Source organism: Paenibacillus sp. JT31N11 (assembly GCF_056269285.1).
Genome location: NZ_JBWDNQ010000001.1, coordinates 147,002 through 166,623 on the forward strand (window position 1 = coordinate 147,002; position 19,622 = coordinate 166,623).

General features: G+C 52.9%; 16 protein-coding genes. 14 read left to right on the top strand and 2 right to left on the bottom strand.

The genetic code is table 11. From position 1 onward, the window contains the following. Positions 1–37 precede the first annotated feature (37 nt). The 12 genes from AC0YNV_RS00680 (at position 38) to AC0YNV_RS00735 (ending at position 15,002) form a co-directional block, all read left to right on the top strand. Positions 38–418, top strand: coding sequence for a hypothetical protein (locus AC0YNV_RS00680; RefSeq protein WP_475765013.1), 381 nt, complete (start codon positions 38–40; stop codon positions 416–418). A 232-nt stretch (positions 419–650) separates the two neighbouring features. After that, positions 651–2,531 carry a molecular chaperone HtpG gene (gene htpG, locus AC0YNV_RS00685; RefSeq protein WP_210037536.1) on the top strand — a complete coding sequence of 627 codons (1,881 nt, stop codon included), beginning with the start codon at positions 651–653 and terminating at the stop codon, positions 2,529–2,531. A gap of 174 nt (positions 2,532–2,705) precedes the next feature. Then, complete coding sequence (locus AC0YNV_RS00690; RefSeq protein WP_475765015.1) at positions 2,706–3,386, top strand: GntR family transcriptional regulator; 681 nt, start codon at positions 2,706–2,708, stop codon at positions 3,384–3,386. A gap of 297 nt (positions 3,387–3,683) precedes the next feature. Further along, a complete protein-coding gene (locus AC0YNV_RS00695) occupies positions 3,684–5,345 on the top strand; it encodes an ABC transporter substrate-binding protein (protein WP_475765016.1) in 1,662 nt (553 codons plus the stop codon). A 22-nt stretch (positions 5,346–5,367) separates the two neighbouring features. Continuing rightward, on the top strand, positions 5,368–7,353 hold the full coding sequence (locus AC0YNV_RS00700; RefSeq protein WP_475765018.1) for a carbohydrate ABC transporter permease: 1,986 nt from the start codon (positions 5,368–5,370) through the stop codon (positions 7,351–7,353). A gap of 5 nt (positions 7,354–7,358) precedes the next feature. Further along, complete coding sequence (locus AC0YNV_RS00705; protein ID WP_210037540.1) at positions 7,359–8,207, top strand: carbohydrate ABC transporter permease; 849 nt, start codon at positions 7,359–7,361, stop codon at positions 8,205–8,207. A 176-nt stretch (positions 8,208–8,383) separates the two neighbouring features. Beyond that, positions 8,384–10,471 (top strand): right-handed parallel beta-helix repeat-containing protein, encoded by a 2,088-nt coding sequence (locus AC0YNV_RS00710; protein WP_475765019.1) that lies wholly within the window; start codon positions 8,384–8,386, stop codon positions 10,469–10,471. 31 nt (positions 10,472–10,502) lie between these two features. Further along, positions 10,503–11,261: an SDR family NAD(P)-dependent oxidoreductase gene (locus AC0YNV_RS00715; RefSeq protein ID WP_475765021.1), complete on the top strand. Its 759-nt coding sequence runs from the start codon at positions 10,503–10,505 to the stop codon at positions 11,259–11,261. Between the two features lie 39 nt (positions 11,262–11,300). Further along, complete coding sequence (locus tag AC0YNV_RS00720) at positions 11,301–11,603, top strand: hypothetical protein (protein WP_475765023.1); 303 nt, start codon at positions 11,301–11,303, stop codon at positions 11,601–11,603. Beyond that, positions 11,584–12,345 (top strand): phytanoyl-CoA dioxygenase family protein, encoded by a 762-nt coding sequence (locus tag AC0YNV_RS00725; RefSeq protein WP_475765025.1) that lies wholly within the window; start codon positions 11,584–11,586, stop codon positions 12,343–12,345. The genes AC0YNV_RS00720 and AC0YNV_RS00725 overlap by 20 nt, the downstream gene beginning before the upstream one ends. 48 nt (positions 12,346–12,393) lie before the next feature. Then, a complete protein-coding gene (locus tag AC0YNV_RS00730) occupies positions 12,394–14,301 on the top strand; it encodes a DUF8034 domain-containing protein (RefSeq protein ID WP_475765027.1) in 1,908 nt (635 codons plus the stop codon). Between the two features lie 185 nt (positions 14,302–14,486). After that, a complete protein-coding gene (locus AC0YNV_RS00735; RefSeq protein ID WP_475765028.1) occupies positions 14,487–15,002 on the top strand; it encodes a DUF6886 family protein in 516 nt (171 codons plus the stop codon). Between the two features lie 59 nt (positions 15,003–15,061). Here AC0YNV_RS00735 and AC0YNV_RS00740 read toward each other — a convergent pair whose 3' ends face one another. Then, entirely contained in the window at positions 15,062–15,844 is a 783-nt protein-coding gene (locus AC0YNV_RS00740; protein ID WP_475765030.1) for a sugar phosphate isomerase/epimerase family protein, read from the bottom strand. A gap of 132 nt (positions 15,845–15,976) precedes the next feature. Next, positions 15,977–16,816, bottom strand: a complete 840-nt coding sequence (locus tag AC0YNV_RS00745; RefSeq protein ID WP_475765032.1) for a helix-turn-helix transcriptional regulator — start codon at positions 16,814–16,816, stop codon at positions 15,977–15,979. Positions 16,817–16,964: 148 nt separating this feature from the next. On the opposite strand from AC0YNV_RS00745, the gene AC0YNV_RS00750 reads away from it, so the two are divergent. Both AC0YNV_RS00750 and AC0YNV_RS00755 read left to right on the top strand, forming a co-directional pair. Next, on the top strand, positions 16,965–18,353 hold the full coding sequence (locus AC0YNV_RS00750) for an MFS transporter (RefSeq protein ID WP_475765034.1): 1,389 nt from the start codon (positions 16,965–16,967) through the stop codon (positions 18,351–18,353). A 179-nt stretch (positions 18,354–18,532) separates the two neighbouring features. Continuing rightward, positions 18,533–19,579 (top strand): DUF4037 domain-containing protein, encoded by a 1,047-nt coding sequence (locus AC0YNV_RS00755; protein WP_475765035.1) that lies wholly within the window; start codon positions 18,533–18,535, stop codon positions 19,577–19,579. The last annotated feature ends 43 nt before the right edge of the window (positions 19,580–19,622 follow it).

The following is a 19,622-nucleotide window of genomic DNA, read 5'->3' on the forward strand; positions in this document are numbered from 1 at the left end:
GGCATGAGAGGGGTGAATCCAGGGCATCCGAATTCTATTGAATCGACATGATGCAGAAAAGAATACCGCTGCGTTTTTGAACGCGCTGCAGTCCCAACATTTCAAAGAGTTGACAGAGCAGTACGGGGGCTGGATGGATATTGAAAAAATGCGGAAGCTCCATGAGGAGCAGGATTTCCTGCTGCTGTCCTACAACCGTATCCAGGCTGACTACGAAAACGGTTGTGTTTGCACAGGTCAAGTGCAGACGACCTTCGAGGTCGACGGAAATCCGCTGCATACGACAGCCATTCTTGCATTCGACTCAGACTATGAGCTGAAACAGCTCTGTGCTGTTACGCCTCCGGGAGTCAAGCGGGGCTCCATTCCCGAGTTATCCGGCTTGAACCTGATCGCCTGCGGGAGCGATTCGTTCTAAAGTTGTACAGGCGATGCCGCACAGCTGTCAGTATAAGCATACGGTTCAACGGCGCCAGCTCAAGCCCAACCCCGGCTTGGGTTTTTTTGTACAAACCGGTCAGTTCGTATTGACATAAAAAAATGGGGATTATAAAATAAGGATTGGCACTCAATGGATTAGAGTGCTAATCGCAATCCGGTTACTATTTAAGCAGGATGAAAATCTTTTTATAATTGGAGGAGAGATAAGGATGGCAGTAAAAGAGTTTAAAGCGGAATCCAAGCGGCTTCTGGATATGATGATCAACTCCATTTACACGCAGAAAGAGATCTTCTTGAGAGAATTGATTTCCAATGCCAGCGATGCAATCGACAAAATCTATTATAAAGCGCTAACTGATGACAATTTGGCTTTTGACAAGGACAGCTACTTTGTTAAAGTTACAGCCGATAAAGCAAACCGTACTCTGACCATTACAGATACCGGTATTGGGATGACCCAGGAGGATTTGGAAAACAACCTCGGCGTCATTGCCAAAAGCGGTTCTTTGGCGTTCAAAAAAGAAAATGAGTCCAAAGACGGCCATGATATCATCGGTCAGTTCGGCGTCGGATTTTATTCCGCGTTTATGGTTGCTGACGTCGTGACGGTTATCAGCAAGCCTTTGGGAGGCGAAGGAGCCTTCAAGTGGGAATCCCACGGAGCGGAAGGATATACGATTGAGCCTTTCGAGAAGGATACGGTGGGCACAGAGGTTATCCTGAAGATCAAGGAAAACACGGAAGACGAGAGCTATGACGAGTACCTGGAGGAATATCGTTTAAAGGCGATTATCAAGAAGTACTCCGATTTCATCCGTTATCCGATCAAGATGGAGATTTCCAGCCAAAGGGTAAAGGAAGGCACCGAGAACGAATTCGAGGCTTACCAGGAAGAGCAAACGGTCAACAGCATGGTTCCCATCTGGAGAAAAAACAAAAGCGAGCTGACTCCCGAGGATTACGAGAAGTTTTATATGGAGAAGCATTACGGCTTCGACAAGCCGCTCAAGCATATCCATATCAGCGTCGACGGCGCAGTGAGATATCAGGCGATCTTGTTCATCCCGGAGAACATTCCATTTGATTACTATTCCAAGGAATTTGAGAAAGGTTTGGAGCTGTACGCCAACGGCGTGCTTATCATGAACAAATGCGCCGATCTGCTCCCTGACTTCTTCAGCTTTGTCAAAGGGATGGTGGATTCGGAGGATTTATCGCTTAATATTTCCAGGGAAATGCTGCAGCATGACCGCCAGCTGAAGCTGATCGCCAAGAACATCCAAAGCAAAATCAAGAGCCAGCTGCAAAGTCTCCTGAAGGATGAGAGAGAGCAGTACGAGCAGTTCTACAAGTCGTTTGGCAGACAGCTGAAGTTTGGAGTTTATAATGAATACGGCCGCCACAAGGATGTGCTGCAGGATCTGCTGATGTTCTATTCCTCCAAAGAGCGGAAGCTTGTGACGCTGGATGAATATATCGCCAGAATGCCGGAAGACCAGAAATTCATTTATTACGCCTCCGGCGAAACAAATGAACGGATCGACAAGCTTCCACAGACCGAGCTGGTAGCGGACAAAGGCTATGAAATCCTGTATTTCACCGATGATATCGATGAGTTCGCGATCAAAATGATCATGTCCTACAAAGAGAAGGAATTCAAATCCGTATCCAGCGGCGACCTCGGCATTGAGGAGGACAAGGATCAGGATCAGTCGGATTCCGATGAGAACGACAATAAAGAGCTGTTCGAGTCGATGAAAGAAATCCTCGCGGACAAAGTAAGCAGCGTCAAAGCATCGAAGAGACTCCGCACTCATCCCGTATGCTTCTCGACGGACGGCGAGGTCACCATCGAGATGGAGAAGATCCTGAAGGCGATGCCAAACAATCAGGATGTAAAAGCGGACAAGGTGCTGGAAATCAACACGCATCATGCGGTGTTCCAATCCCTCAAGGACGCTTATGGCAAGGACAAGGAAAAGCTGCAGCTGTATACGGCTCTGCTTTACAATCAAGCCCTTCTGATCGAAGGATTGCCGCTTCAGGATCCCGTGGAGTTCACGAACGATATCTGCAAAATCATGGTCTAAGCATGGCGGTTTAACAGGTAATAGGAGTACCGGAAGGGGCGGGCCGAAACAGGCTCCGCCTCTTTTTCTGCTGAGTTTTGTCGTATTTTATTTTGGGTTGACTTCCCTCCGGTCATCTTATATCTTATATATAACAGATGGTTTTTTCCATTATTTGAAGAAGGCGTGATTGCTGTGGAACTTCCCAAAATACAAACCTCCAATTTATTCGATCAGGTATACGGTACGATGAAGCAGATGATTATCCGCCGCAGCTTCCGTACCAATGAGAAAATATCCATCCCTGTCCTTGCAAAAAATTTGGGCATCAGCATTACTCCGATCCGCGAAGCGCTGAATCGATTGGAAGCCGAGGGCCTGGTCAAAACCGTACCCAAGGTGGGGACCTTTGTCGTGGGGATCGATAAGAGCTATGTGGAGCAGGTGATTGAGTTCAGGCTGATGATCGATTTCTGGGTGCTTGAGCAATACCGCACGTTCTCCGGGGAACGCTTCGACGAGATTGCTGCCAAGCTCGATCAGCTCACCCAATTCGCGGTCGAGGAGGTTGACCCGGCGGTAACGCCTATCGAGCAGTATGGTAATTTCGATATGATTTTTCATACGGAATTTATTAACGCCTGCGGCAATATTCAGATTCTGGAAACCTATCAGAACCTGATGAATTTCCGGATATTGACGGTCAGCGACCCCACACCCGAGCAGTACAATCTATCCATGACGCAGCACCGGGAAATCGTAAAGCAGCTGCTGCAGCAGGACTGGCAGGGAACCCGCAATGCGATCCGGCAGCATCTGAATTATTCAAGGCAAAATCTGACCGACTGGATCGAAAGCAATGGAGGGGAGGTATAAACCAAACCTTTCTTCAATATTGTAAACGGTTACATCATCCGCACCCAAGAGCCTCTACTATTCCTTTCCTGCATTATCAATCCTCAATTATCAAAACTATCCCAGCCTATTTCCACTTGCTGCCCCTCCCAATACTCATTTTATATAGCAGCATCACAATCGATTATCCATTTATTGTATAAAGGAGGTGGTTTTTATTCGATAAACCTATAATAGATAGCTGACCACAGGCTGCTGCTTCGAAAAGAGGTTTGAATGCGTTCTGCGTTCCTAATCTATTTCTACGGAGGGTTATGCATGAAAAAGATCAGCTCCATGCTCGTAGTTACGCTCCTTGCTTTAACTGCCATTTTATCTGCGTGCAGCAATTCGTCCGCGCCGATTGTACCTGCCAATAATGAGCCGGCGACCCAAGAGAACAATGGTGCAAATACACCGGCGGAACCGGCAGCCGGGCAGGAGCCGGCGGCAGCTGAACCTGAACATAAACAATACAGCGGGGAAGTCGTCATTTCCCTGAACGGGAATTCCGATGATGTCGGGGATGCCAAAGCGTTCGAGGCTCTCGCAGCGGCTTACAAGAAGGTACAGCCTAATGTGAAGCTGGTATGGGAGCCCAAGGGCAGCTCAGCCGGCGATTATCCGACCGTCCTCGGAACGATGCTGGCTGTAGGCAGCCCGCGTCCTGACCTGGTGGCAGGCAACTATGTACCGACCTATGACAAGTATTTGAATTTCGATAAGTACCGCTATCAGGTCAACCCGTATACCGGCAACAAGTGGGACGATGATCTGGATTTTAATTTCTTCGTGGCGAAGAATGCCAAGGGAGACCGGATCATGCTTCCGACGCAATCGGTCCATATTATGTGGTTCTACAACAAGGACATCTTCGACAAGCTGAACCTGCAGCCGCCGACCAACTGGGATGAGCTTGCGGCGGTATCCGAGAAGATCAACGCGGCAGGCATCATTCCGATTGCCTCCAACTTCGTATGGAAGGTGCCGCAGTGGGTGATCGAGATTTATCTGGATCAATTCACCCGCAATTGGCATGATATCGTCCGTGCGCATGAGGGAGATTACAATTACGACGACGAGCTGGACGGCAATTTCAAAGCGGATCCGAACGATCCTTATATTGATCTGAAATATAATTTCAATCAGGCCAGGATGTATAAAGCGATCAAGGACGGTCAAATCCGTTTCGACACACCGGAAATGACCCAGATGGTCACCAACATGGCGAAGGTGTTTCCAAAATATGCGCAGAAGGATTTCTTCGTCAGCACCGACGATTATCCGCTGTTCCTGCAGCAGAAAGCGGCCATGATTATTGACGGCACCTGGAGCCTGCCGACAGTGACGCAGGATATGGCCAACCTCAACGATCCGGCCCGGCTGAAGGAGCTGAAAATTACAGATACCAGCTCGCTCAAGCCCTTCAATTGGGGGACATTCGAGAATCCGCCGATGACTGGCGATCTTGTGCAGGGTCCCGTACGGAGCGTCGAATCCGCAACAGGCGAATATGTGAGCATTATCGAGAAGAATCAGGCTCAAACGGATATGGTGCTGGATTTCGTCATGTTCTGGCTCTCCCAGCCCGGCTATCAGGCATGGGTCGATGGCATGGTGGCAGCCGATGAGTTCAATCCCGGCGGTCCGGTTATGGTCAAGAATGTGAAGGTCCCGGCGGAGATCGAGGAGATGTTCAAAGGGGTCAAAATGCTCGGAAACGCGGAGATTCCCCTCAACAACCCGTTATCCACACGCGTGCCTGACCTGGATAAGGCCCACTTTAATTTGTATAAAGAGGCGCTGGAGGGCAAAATCACGCCTGAGGAATTCGGCAAGAAGCTTCAGGAGTCATGGACCAAAAACTTTGACGCGATCATCAAGAACGCAGGGCTGACCGGCGAAGACATCGAGCATCCGGAGCGGGCGCCGGGGCAATAGCCGCCCGGGGCAGGAGGGTATTATGCCGAACATAACACGGGAGAAAGGCGCGCCGATATTCGCTGGAAGAGGACTGCGGGCTGCCATTGGAACGCTTATCCTGCTCATCCTTGTGAATTTGCTGTATGTTCTCGTTTTTGCCTCTTCCGGCGAGCCTTCCAAGACAGGCAGCCCGATCAGCGGCGGGAATGTGATGAAAGCGGCCGGGATTGACGTTCGGACGACCGCTGCAATCACCAGCGACAGCCGGTTAATCCTGCTTGACGGTCAGCAGCAGGTGCTCAGGGAGAAGAAGCTTGAAGGAACGGCCTCGGCGCTTGCCTTGTCAGCCGACAAGAGCAAGATCTATATCGGCACCAGCGACAGAAAGGTATATGTGTTTGATTTGACGCTGAACGAGATTGACGGCTTCGACGTGAACGGCAGAGTCATCGGACTTGATTCGGCGCTAAACGGTGAAATGGCCATTGCTTACGGAATTGGACAGTATACGGACCGGTTCTGGGTCGGTCTGTTCGACGAGTCCGGAGCGGACCGGTACAAGACGAAGATCGGATTTGACGTTAACGCCGTCGCAGCCGGAGAGCAAGGCGTATATTTCGGCACCGCGGATTCCAAGGTCGGCTATTTATCCCCTGAGGGCGAGGAGCTGTGGAGAACGAATCTGATCCAGCCGATTACCCGGCTCAGTCTGAACGGGAAGCAGGAGCTGCTGGCTGGAGACGAGAGAGGCAATGTTGCGCTGGTCTCGGCCAAAGGGAAGGTTCTGTGGATCAATCATCTCTCCGCATACCCGATTACAATGGTCGCAGCGGTGGACGAAGCGGGACATATTCTGGCAGGAGATAAGGACGGGAAGCTGTTTGTGCTGAATGCGGAAGGCTACGCTCTTTATAATGCAGGCGTATCAGCCGGTTCAATCAACAGTCTGATTGGCACAACAGGCGATGAAATTCTGCTGCTGACCGATCAGGGCAAGCCGGTAACGCTTTTCCTCAGCAGCGCTCTGGATGCAAAGAGGCAGTTTTATATTCAAACCGCTCTGATCGTCATCGATGCGGCGCTTGCTGTAACAGCCTTCTGCCTGTTTGTGTGGTCTGTTGCAAGCTGGCGTGCCGCCGTCATCCGCTTCGGCAGGAAGCTCAGGCGTTCCAGATCAGCCTATATGCTGCTGCTGCCTTCCATCATTCTCATTCTTATCTTTAATATTGCGCCGACGCTGATGGCGGTGTTCTATTCCTTCACCAATTTCAGCTTGAAGGAGCCGCTCAAGGTGATCGGTCTGAGTAATTTCGTTGCAATGTGGTCCGATGAATTTTTCTGGATCGGGATATGGAACATGTTCCTGATCCTGATTACTTCGATTATCAAAGAGGTAACGATGCCGCTGCTCGTTGCGGAGCTGATCTTCTGGCTCCGCAGCAGCCGGATGAAGTACTGGTTCCGCACCGCTTATGTCGTTCCAAGCATCGTACCCGGCGTTGTCGGTATTTTGCTGTGGAAGATGATGTATGAGCCTGAAGTCGGCATGATCAATCAGTTTCTGGGCGTGATCGGACTTGACGGCTGGATGCATGCCTGGCTTGGAGAGGAGAACCTCGCTCTCTGGAGTATTATTATGGCGGGATTTCCATTCGTGAGCATCTTTGCTTTTCTGATTTATTTCGGCGGTCTGATCGGGATCAGCAGAGATATCTACGATTCCTCCTCCATCGACGGAATAGGCTCATGGGGACGCTTCTGGAAAATTGATCTGCCGATGATCCGGCCGCAGATCAGGCTGATTCTGTTCTTCACCTTCATAGGCAGCATCCAGGGCTTCGCCAATATCTACCTGTTCACCCGGGGAGGACCGGGAACGGCTACCTATGTGCCGGGCTTGCAGATGTACAATCAGATCTCGAACGCCAATTTCGGTTATGCTTCGGCCATCGGTTTTGTTCTGGCTGTCTTCGTCTTGGCCGGCTCGATACTGAACCTGCGGTTTTCCAAACAGGAAGGAGTCTAAAGAGGATGCCGAGGAAAATAAACGCAAAAGCGATCATCAGCTATTCCTTGCTGGCTGTTATCCTGATTCTTTCTTTTGTTCCCATTATTATGATGGTCTCTATGTCGCTGCGCGACAGCCTGCTCATATACGGAGATTTCTGGGGCTTGCCCTGGCCGCCGAAAATCAGCAATTATTCGTTCGCGCTGTTTGATCTGCTGGCTCCGGTCCTGCGGACCATGTATTTATGCGTCATCTCCATCCTTGGCATTATGCTGTTCGCGACGCTTAGCGGCTACGCGTTTGCCCGGCTCAGCTTCGTTGGCCGGAATATGATGTTTTGGGTCATCGTCATGCTGATGACGGTCCCCGGGGTACTGCTGCTGACACCGAACTTCGTGCTTGCCGACTGGCTGCATCTGAAGAACAGCCTGGAGGGGCTGGCTGTATTCTACATTGGCGGCGGCCAGCTGTTTGCGATTTTTCTGCTGCGCACCTTCTTCACCTCCCAGCCCGAGGAAATGTTCGAAGCGGCCCGGGTGGAAGGCGCCAGCGAATTCCGCTGCGTGTGGTCGATCGCGCTGCCCCTGGCGCGTCCGATTCTGATCACGATCGCGATCATGAATTTTCTATCGATTTACAACGATCTGATCTGGCCCATGCTGATGATCAGCACGCCGAACCTGCAGACGATTTCCATGGCACTGGCCAGTTACGCGCCGGATGCCGGGAACTCGGTAGGCAAAATATCCCGGCCGGATCTCGGCATTATTACTTCGGGCTATGTATTCGCCTCCGTGCCGCTGCTCCTGATGTTTACGCTCGGCATGCGCTATTTTATCGAAGGACTTACTTCGGGCTCTATTAAAGCCTAGAACGGGCAAACAGATAAGCAGGCTGCAGCGAATCGGCAGGCTTAACCGGGTTTAGGCAAGGACAAGGCAAACACGCTTGTAACACTTGCGAGTACCGGAAGACGTTTCCGCATGCGCAGCCATTTTTAACTGACTTAGCGATTAAAGATCATTGAAAATACAGAAGGAGAGAGAGCATGAGCATAAACGAGCTGTATATTTCCACTTCCGGCAATGACGCCTGGTCAGGCAGACAGCCGGACCCCGGCCCTGACGGGAAAGACGGCCCTTTTGCCACAATCGCCGGAGCGCGGGATGCCATCCGTCGGCTGAAGAACTCGGCGATGCTGTCAGGACCGGTTACGGTATGGCTTCGGGGCGGCGTTTACGAACAGACGGAGCCGGTCGTATTTGCACCCGAGGACTCGGGACCGGTCACGTACGCCGCCTATCCGGGCGAGCAGCCTGTGGTGGATGGGGGCTGGCGGATTACGGGCTGGCGGGAAGAGACAGTGGGCGATATCCCGATGTGGGTTGCTGATATTCCGGGTGCCTCCCGAGGAAAAGGGGAATTCCGCCAGCTGTTCGTGAGCGGGGAGCGCCGGCCGCGGACCCGTCTGCCCCGGCAGGGCTTTTATTGGATGAAGGATGTGCCGGGCACAGGCTTCCACAGCGGAAGTATGACGAGCGATCTGTTCGCCGGTACGGATACGTTCGTTTGTTCACCAGGCGATATCGACGGCTCCTGGCGCAATATGAACGATGTGGATGTCGTCGCCGTCCATTACTGGATCGAAGAAAGAATGCCGGTGGAATCCTTTGATAAACTCACGGGTGAGGTGAAGTCCAGCCGGAGGAGCATGTTCGTGCTCAAAGACGATGTGGCGAAGCGGTACGCCAAATATTATGTGGAGAATGTATTCGAGGCTCTGACCGAGCCCGGGCAGTGGTATCTTGACCGCTCGGCCGGCAAAGTCTATTACATCCCGCGCCCGGGTGAAACGCTGGAGGAAACGGAGTTCGTCGCCTGTTCCGCGCAGCAGCTGCTGAAGCTGGAAGGCAGGCCGGACGAGGAGAAATATGTGGAATACTTGTCCTTCAAGGAACTTGCCTTTGCCCATACGGATTGGGTACAGCCCAAAGGCGGGGGAGAGCGGTTCGAGCGTCCGGGAATCGATTTTGCAGCGGCACCGCAGGCGGCGTTTCATATTCCCGGCGTGATCTATATGCGCGGAGCCCGCTATTGCGCAATCGAGGATTGCCGGATTGAGCGAATCGGCTGGTACGGCGTCGAACTGTCCGAAGGCTGCCTGTCCAACCGTATTGTCGGCAATACAATCGCCGACATGGGAGCAGGCGGGATCAAGCTGGACGGCGCGGATGCGGATGGCCCTGTGCTGAGGCGTACGGGAAACAACCGGATTACGGACAATCACATTCACGGCGGCGGACGTATCTTTCACAGCGCCTGCGGTATTCTCTCGGTGCATTCGTTTGGCAACAGCATCTCGCATAATCATATCCACGATCTGTATTACACGGGAATTTCCTGCGGCTGGGTGTGGGGATATGCGGAGAATGTATCGAAGGACAACCGGATCGAGAAGAACCATATTCATGATATCGGCCACGGTCTGCTCAGCGATATGGGCGGCATCTACACGCTTGGCGTCCAGCCAGGCACGGTCATCCGCGGCAATCTTGTACATGATATCGAAAAATGCAACTATGGCGGCTGGGCGATTTATCCGGATGAAGGCAGCTCGCATATCATCATTGAGAATAACGTATGCTTCCGGACGACCAGCCAGGTTTTTCATCAGCATTACGGGCGGGAAAATATCGTGCGCAACAATATTTTTGCTTTTGGCCGTGAAGGCCAGGCGTCTCTGAGCAGGGCGGAGGCTCATAATTCCTTAACATTCGAGAAGAATCTGGTCATTGCCGACGGGCAGCCAATCTTCGTTGCGGGATATGCCGGCCATTTCGACAAAAAGGGGTTTAACAGCGATCTGAATCTGTTCTGGGACGTCTCCGGCGGCGAGCCGCTATCCGGCAATCAAAGATTCGATGAGCAGGCGAATTTCTCGCTGGACGACACCCGGTCCATCGAGGATATGAGGCAGCTGGGTTATGACCTTCATTCCATCTATGCCGATCCGCGCCTTGTGGATGCGGCTGGGGGAGATTTTACGCTCAAGGAGGATTCGCCGGCATTCGCACTTGGGTTCAAGCCGATTGATCTGTCCGATGTCGGCCCCCGCTCCGCTGCTGACAGGCAATAACGTAAAACTACCGGTTTCGGGAGATGAAGAAATGAGCGTTCAGGGTAAAGCCGCGATTATAACAGGCTCAACGAGCGGGATCGGTCAGGCGGCGGCCGAAGCATTGGCGCGTCACGGCGCGAAGGTGCTGGTAAGCGGCCGGGATCAGGCGAGAGGGGAAGAGATCGCCAGAAGCATTACGGAGAGCGGGGGCGAAGCCCATTTTGTAAAAGCCGATCTTGCAGACCGCAATGCGCCGGCCCGGCTCGTTCATGAGGCGGCAGGCCGATGGGGAACCATTGATATTGTCGTCAACAATGCCGCTCTCGTCTGCAACAAACCGGTTGAAGAGATCGTGCACGAGGATTGGGACAGATTGCTTAACGTCAATTTGAAGGCCCCTTTCTTCCTCATACAGGCAGCGCTGCCGTGGTTGAGGGAAAGCCGGGGCAGCGTCATCAATATCAGCTCCATCAACGGTATCCGCAATGACAGCAATAACCTGGTCTATGACACGATAAAAGCGGGATTGAACCATATGACGCAGGGGCTGGCGCTTGATCTGCGGACAGCGGGCATCCGCTTCAATGCGCTTATGCCCGGGGGAGTTGCGACCCCTCTTCTCAATCAGTGGTTCCGGCAGTTTACAGCCAATCCCGAAGAGGCGGATCGACTGGCGGAAGACGCCAAGCACGAACCGCATGTAGGGACGCCCCAGCAAATTGCCGATGCCGTGCTGTATCTGGCAGGCAGCCGGTCATCGTGGGTGAACGGAGCGGTCATTCCGATCGATGGCGGATATCATCTGTAATCTGACGTTCACATTTTATGAATAAGAGGTGCGATAACGATGACAGTCAAACGACAGCAGGTTTTGTTTCTGTGCCTGACCAACCCGGAGCTGAGCTCCAAAACGGTGGCGTGGGCGCTTTACGACGGCGCATCGGCTGAGGGGGACAGCCGGATGGAAACGGGTGATTCCGCGATTCCTCCCTATGACTCGGTGCTGGATGCCATGAGGGACGGATGGAAGGTCATCCAGGCTCCCCAGCTGCCGTATTTCATGCATGGCCATGAGAACGAAACAGGCCATCTGCCCTGGGAATATTTGCTGGAGAGGGAGGTCGGGATCAATGGTCAGCAAGGCGAATGAGCATCTGCTTGATGCGCGGCAGATGGCCCGATTTTGCAGTGACGGGCTGCTTGTATTGGAGGATCTGGTTCCGCAGGAGCTGAATGAAGCGGTTTATAGGGATGAATTGACAGTCGAACCGCAGGGCTACGAATTCTGGAACAACTCGGAGGCGATCCGCAAGGTTTTCGAGCTGCCCCAGGTCAGAGGCGTTATTGAAAGTCTGGTGGGCCGAAATTATGTTTATGACCATTCTTTTCTGCATACCGTCAAGCCCAATAACAGCAAATCGCAGAACTGGCATGTGGATTCCGGCGTCATGAATCCGAATCCCCACAACTTTGACATCCAGGCCTTTTATTTCGCCCATGACACGCCGGTCGAAATGGGTCCGACGCTGGTGCTCCCCGGTTCCCAGCTGCGCCGGGCCAGCTATTGGAGCATTTCGCGCTACAAGAATATCGCGGGCCAGCGCCATCTGGCATCGAAGGCGGGTACGATCGCCTTCATGCACCAGGATATCTGGCACTGCGCGCAGCCCAACCAAACGGACAAAACCCGTTATGTGTTCAAAATCCGCCTGAATTCCGTGGAGCAGCAGCGCAATCTGTTCAATACCGATGGCTATGACGACCCTGAGGTAGTGGAAATTTTAAAAACCCGGCATCCCTGGTACGGTTCGGACTGGCAGAAGGAATTCTATCAAAGACTGGATTTCTGGCGCTATCTGGTCGGCAATGATTATATTTTGAAAAAACGCTAGATGCATGGTTAATAGTTCCTTATACATTCCAACGGGGAGATGCAGGCGATGATAAAAATAGCGGCAGAGGAGAGCTGGGCTCCTCCGCATTGGGCGTTGATGGAGAGACTGCTGCTTGATTCGCTGAATCAGGCGGCGGCCGAATTCGTAAACCGTTACACCCGCGCCGACGGCACGCTGATTTGGCGGCCGGATTGGCCAGGCATGGATGGCTCGGATGATCCTTATGAAGGCTTCATGTATCTGGCGCTCCTGTATGTATTGGGAGGAAGCGACGAAGCGCTGGAGCTGGCGCAGAAGCTGTGGGAAGGGATTACGTGGCAGTGGACGCAATACGGTCAAATCTCCCGCGAATTCGATGCCTATTACGATTGGATGCATCACGGCGAAGGTTATCTTTATTTATATTTTCTCGGCCTTGCAGACCCCGGCTATTTGAAGAACAGGCAAAGAGCGATGCGGTTTGCCGCTATGTACACCGGCGATGACCCGGAAGCGCCCAATTACGACAAGGAAAAGCGGCTGATCCGCTCTCCCATTAACGGAAGCCGGGGGCCGCGTTTCAATTTGACGGAGGAGGATTGGAGCACGCACCGCGGCATACTGGATCACTATCCAGCCCCGTTCGAGGATTTGGCCGGCGTGGATTATGCTTCGGGCAGATGCGCCTGGTCGGATGATGCGGTCTATCGGGAAATTATCCGGATGATGAATGAGCGGATGGCCAGAGGGGATGTCCCGCTGAATCTGAACGCGACGGGAATGGTCGCGAACGCTTATTTGTATTCCGGGCAGCAGCCGCTTCGCGACTGGGTACTGGCATATGTCGATGCCTGGAAGGAGAGAGCCGAGACCAACGGCGGCATTATGCCGGACAATGTCGGCTTGAGCGGCATAATCGGAGAATATATGGACGGCAAGTGGTGGGGGGGCTACTATGGCTGGCGTTGGCCCCATGGCTTCATAACCATTATCGAACCGCTGGTGAATGCGGCATCCAATGCCGTTCTGCTGACAGGGGATATGGAACGGCTGAATGTGGCCCGGGACCAGCTGGACCGCAATTGGGAGCTTCGGAAGACCGTGAATGGCCGTTCATCGGTTCCGTATAAACATACCGACGCAGGATGGACGGATTACCGCCCCGCCGATCCTTTTATTCCGATCCATCTCTGGTTCATCTCGATGGCGGACGAGGATCTGGAGCGTATCCGGCGGATTGGACTGGATGAGAGCTCGCTTGAAATCACGATTCCCGGCGTATCGGGAACAAGCGCGGAGACGAACAAGAGCACCAAGCATTACAACGGCAATACCGTTCCATGGTTTCAATACATGCAGGGAAACAATCCGGGTTATCCCGAGCGGATTCTGGAGGCCAACTATCGGCTGATCGGCAATCAGCTGCATAAAATGCGTTCACCTGAAGGCGACCCTGAAGAGTGGCGCTCGGACGGTTTCAATCTGGAGGATCTGTCCAGCATTCATAAATGGCAGGAGATGTGTCCGGTTTATTTTGAAGGACTGCTGCAGACTACGCTTGGCGCGCCCATGCATATTTCCCATGGCGGCCTGCAGCATGCCAGCGTCCGGTATTACGATGGCGTAAGGCAGCGGCCGGGACTGCCTGAGGATGTCGGAGCTCTTGTGGAATCCATCTCCGCTGGCTCGCTGATGCTTCAGCTGGTGAATCTGAGCTTGTTTGAGCGCAAGGAAGTGATCGTGCAGGCAGGCGCGTTCGGCGAGCACCGGTTCGAGGAAGCGGTTATGTTCAACGGGCAGGGCGGGGAAATCCGGCGGATTGAAGTAGGGGATAAGTGGCTGAGCGTGGAGCTTGCGCCGGGCTCGGGAACCAGACTGGAGCTGTCGCTGGCGCGTTATGTCAACCGCCCGACCTACGACCCGGTGTGGCCGGATCCGAATAAGGCGGAGATTCTTACAGGGAGAAACCCATAGGCAGCTTAAAAATGGAGACCCCGTGCCGATTCCGGTGCAGGGTCTCTTCTGGTTGTGCGGAGGCTATCGATTTCAGTCCTGTGAATGGGGCACGGTTGCTTGGAGGTTTGCCAAATCATAACGTGCCGCAGGTCCGGACAGTATGGTAGATTAGAGGGTAAGCGAAAGGCGAAGAGGAGGATAAAATGAAGCTGTTTCATTTTAGCAAGGACGATGCCATTCATACCTTTTTTCCCAGAGTAAAAGAAAACCGACAGAATATGCCCCCTGTGGTTTGGGCGATTGACGATGCGCATGAGTTCACTTTTTATTTTCCGCGGGATTGTCCACGAATTGTGTATACCAAGGGTGAAGGGATTCTTGAGGAGGATCACCGACGGTTTTTTGGCTTGACCGGCGCGGACATTGTGATTACCGTCGAAACCCATTGGTATGAGCGCATTAAGAACGCCACCGTATACAGATACCGTCTGCCCGTTGAGAGCTTTCGGTTATTCGATGAAATTGCGGGATACTACATATCGCCCGAGACGGTCAAGCCGCTGGAAATGGAACCCGTCTCGAATCTGCTGGAGAGATTAATGGGTTTGAATATCGATGTGCGTTTCACCCCCAACCTGAATCCATTGCGAGAAGCCATTCTAAATTCCTCATTGAAGGATTTCGGCATGCACCGCTTCGAAAATGCAGGGAATCTATGAAGAGAAAAAAGCAAGCTGTCTCCAATAGCGGGAGACAGCTTGCTTAGTAACTGCTGAATTTAATTCTCGCCATACGCCTGTCTTACAGCGCGCCGGACAGTCAGCAGATCATGTTCCACTTCCAGATACTCGTCCACTCCGCCCCGGAATTCCAGCGACCAGCACCCCTGGTAACCGCCCTGCCGCAGCAACTGCACTTTCTGGAGCAGTTCGGCTCCGGCGAAATCCACAAACGCCCTGTCAAACTGGGCATGCATCGTGAAAGGGGAAACCAGCTCGTCCCCGATTTCCTTATCCGCCAGCCAGCGGTTGACATTCAGTACGATTCCAAAGGACGGCGAAGCAACCTCGTCGCTGACCCGCTTCAGATTTTGGGGAGATTGGGAACCGGCCTGATGCGTCTGCGGCCCTACCCGAAAACCATGCTCCTGGCCAAACTGCGTGTACTCCCGGTACCGCTTGACAATGAGATTAAACTGTTCATCCGTGATGGCAAGTGAATTGACGCCCATATCGATCCGAAGCGCTTTAGCCCCCCATCTGCGTGCGATGTCGAGGTACAGGAGCGCTTTTTGGTAGTTTTGTTCGCGAATGGCAGGATCGTCATGCCAAATATCGGCACCGTCCACGCTCAGGCAAGCGACGGTCAATCCCTCTTCATCAAGCGTCTCCTTGACGCTGTTGATATAGCTGTCTTCTGTGGAGAGCAGCATGCCGCTCCAAATGTCTGCCTGATCAAGGCGGTAGCGGTACTTGATGCTTTCCAGATAGCCAAACAAATTGATTTTTCCTGCGGCGAATAAAGCGTGAAATGACCATGATCCGATAGAAAAGCCTGCCATTTGATTTCCTCCTAATTCAACCCGGCGGTAAGCGGGTTATGCCCTTTATTGAATTACTTCAGGATTATATCATAAATGTTCAGAGGTTGAGGGGGGAGAGGTGCACTGCGATTATTCCAAAAAAGACGTTTCTCAATTGGATTGAAGCTTTATAAGCCTGGATATTGTATCGTCATCCTTCGACGGTATATTGATGGTGACGGTCAGGTGGGGAGAGCCCGCCACAAGAAACGAAATTTGGTCAAATACGAGCATGCCGGCCGACGGGTGATGATTGATTTTCTTCCCCTCGGGACCGTTCAGGACATCATGCTGCGGCCACCATTCCCTGAATTCCGGGCTTGCCTGATTGAGATCCTCGATGAGCTCCATCCACCATGGATCGCCGGCGAATTTGCCGTAGCTGGCGCGGAATTGAGCCAAGCGGTGCCGGGCATGCGTTTCCCAGTTTTCCTGAAGCATCTGCCGGACATAAGGCGATGTGAAGGAACGCCAGACGGTGCTGCGCTCACGCGGGGACATGGCCTCATAATTCCCGTAAATCCGGCTTGCCATACTGTTCCAGCCCACAATGTTCAGGCGTTGATCGGTAACATAGGCAGGACTTATCTCCTGCTGATCAAGGAAGTCCTGCAGCGTCGGACTGATGCTGCTTTCGGCGGGGTTCAGATCCGCAGGCAGCTGCTGCAGGGCCAGCTGAAATAAATGTTTTCGCTCATCCGGATCCAGCTGGAGAGCACGGGCAATGCTTTCCAGTACTTGTGCGGATACCTGAATGCTGCGTGCCTGCTCCAGCCATGTATACCAATCGACGCTGACGCCCGAGAGCAGCGCCACTTCCCCGCGCCGAAGACCCGGCGTCCGCCGCCGTCCTCCGCCGGGCAGACCGGCCTGCTCGGGTGAAATACGGGCGCGCCGCGTCCGCAGGAACTGCGCAAGCTCCAGAAAACGCTCATTATTTGCCTGGTTCATTCCACTTCACCAGCTTCCTTAATGGGATATTATCATAGGAGATTTTCTCCTATGATAAACCATCATCTTATTCTAGTATAAAATCCATTATACACTTTCATCAGGAGAATGACGATTTTCCATATCGCGATGAAAGGGGAAGATAAGTTTGGAACATACGCTGCAAATACAGGCTAAACAGGCAGGCAAGCTCTCCAAAATGCTGCTGCTTATCGGGCTTTCACTCGGTTATTTTATGGTGCTCCTGGATACGACGGTGGTGAGTGTAGCTTTGCCTGCCATTCGCGCCGACCTTGGGGGAGGCATAGCCGGCCTGCAGTGGGTCGTGAACGCCTATACGATCGTTTTCGCCGGCCTGCTGCTGTCGATGGGAGCATTTGCCGACAAGCTGGGAGCCAAGCGCGTCTATATGGGCGGCCTCGGCTTGTTTCTGGCGGCCTCCGCCTTTTCGGCATTTGTTCCATCCCTTGGGGCGCTGATCGTTCTGCGCGCCATACTTGGTATTGGCGGGGCCGCTCTGCTGCCAGCCTCGCTGACGCTCCTTACCTATGCTTATCCGGAGCCGTCGGAACGTGCGCGGGCATTGGGAATATGGGCAGCGGTGACGGGAGCGGCGATGGCGGCAGGACCTGTCGTGGGCGGATTGCTGGTCGACTCGCTGGGCTGGCGCAGTATCTTCCTGCTCAATGTTCCGCTTGGCCTCATCAGTCTGGTCATGACATCGCTTCTGGTCAGCGAAACCAGGCGCAAACCGCAGACAGGCTTTGATCCGGCAGGTCAAATCGCAGCCATTGCCGGCATTGCTTCACTGTCTTACGCTCTTATGGAGGGAGATCAATACGGATGGCATTCTCCGGTCATTCTCTCTGCGTTTATTCTGGCGCTTCTAAGCGCCATCCTGTTCCTGATTGTTGAAGCAAAAGGCAGGAATCCGCTGCTTCCGCTGCTGATCTTCAGGAATGCGGCGGTATCAGCCGGGATGCTTGCAGGGATGGCGGTTAATATCGGCCTGTCGGGTATTTTGTTTATTCTGCCTTTATTCTTCCAGCAAGCGCGCGGATTATCCGCCCATACAGCGGGACTCGCGCTCCTGCCAATGATGCTTCCGCTGGCGTTCAATCCAATTTTTACCGGTCGTCTCGTAGGCCGGATCGGAGCAAGAATACCGATGACGTCCGGCTTTGGCCTGGGTGCGCTGGGTACGTTACTCCTCGTATGGGTGGACACCGATACGAATTACATGCTTACGCTCGCGGGACTGCTGTTGATCGGATTTGGCGTATCATTTACGATTCCCGCATTGATGGCGTCGGTCATCTCTTCCGTGCCAAAAGAAATGAGCGGCGCCGCATCAGGCGCTCTGAACTCAAGCCGTCAGCTTGGCGCGACGCTGGGCGTTGCCATTCTGGGTTCGATTTTGAGCGGCAGCGAATCCTTTGCAGGCGGTATGCATAAGTCGCTTATGGTTGCAGCCGCGGTTTTGCTTGGCGGCAGCTTGCTCTCTTTCGTTTTTATCGGCCGGAGCAAATCAACTTGACAGCAGAGTATGCAGGCTTTTCCAATTGCCTGGGATCATGTAAAATGAAGGCTGCGGCAAACGCCGCGGAAGTGACCGGAAGTACAAATATGTTGATGAAGGCCCGTATGAATTTTTCTAAAAATAACAAAAACCGGCTGCTTCGGCAGCCATTTTTTGTAGAGAAAGGGGACTCGTTTATGTTAGGCATTGAATTATGCCGCCGATTTTATGTTGAAATCGTGGAGCCTGTGATGGATACATTATCGCCTGTATCCTATTCGGCTGCGCTGATCGGCCCAGGAAGCGAAGTACTGGGGTTTGACACGGAAATGTCGAGGGACCATGACTGGGGACCACGCGTCTGTCTTTTTCTGCATGAACGTGATCTTGCGCTTCGCGAGACTATCCGGGCTTTGCTTGATCAGAGAGTCACACCAAGCTTCTACGGTTTTCCCATCGATATCAAGATGACTGTAATCACTACGGTGCCAAATTTCATCAGGGGCCATCTTGCCACAGACATTACCCGATCGTTGGAGCTGGTTGATTGGCTGACCTTCCCCTCCCAGAATCTTCTGGAGATAACCCGCGGGGAGGTTTTTCGGGATGATGACGGTCAGCTGTCAGCGCTGCGCCATACATTTGATTTCTATCCACGCGATATTTGGTTATACCTGATGGCATCCGGCTGGCAGCGGATCGGGCAGGAGGAGCATCTGATGCACCGTTCCGGTTTTGTTGGCGACGAACTGGGCTCAGCGGTCATCGGTTCTCGCGTCGTTCGGGACATTATGAATCTGTGTTTCTTGATGGAAGGCCAATATGCGCCATATCCGAAATGGTTCGGAACGGCATTCAGACGTTTGAAATGCTCGGATCAGCTCCTGCCCTGCCTGTTAACGGCTCAGACGAAAGCCGACTGGAGAGAACGCGAGCTTGCATTAAATAAGGCATACAGCTGTTTATCGGAAATGCACAACGGATTGGGGATCACCGAAAATATTCCGGCTGACGCCTCAACGTTCTACGACCGCCCCTTCAAGGTTATGAACGGGGAAAGAGTTGCCGGCCTCATTGCGGGGCAAATTGTGGATTCGGAACTTCAACAGCTGGCCCAGGCTCGTCTGATCGGCGGCATTGACCAAATTACGGACAACACCGATTTCAGAAAACTGGGCAGTTGGCCGGACGGAGATCTTGCACGAAATGCTTTGAAAACATTATTCAAGCCGATACGAAAATGAAATATTTCTCCTTGAGCTATGTACCGGCCATGCTGCTGTCGGC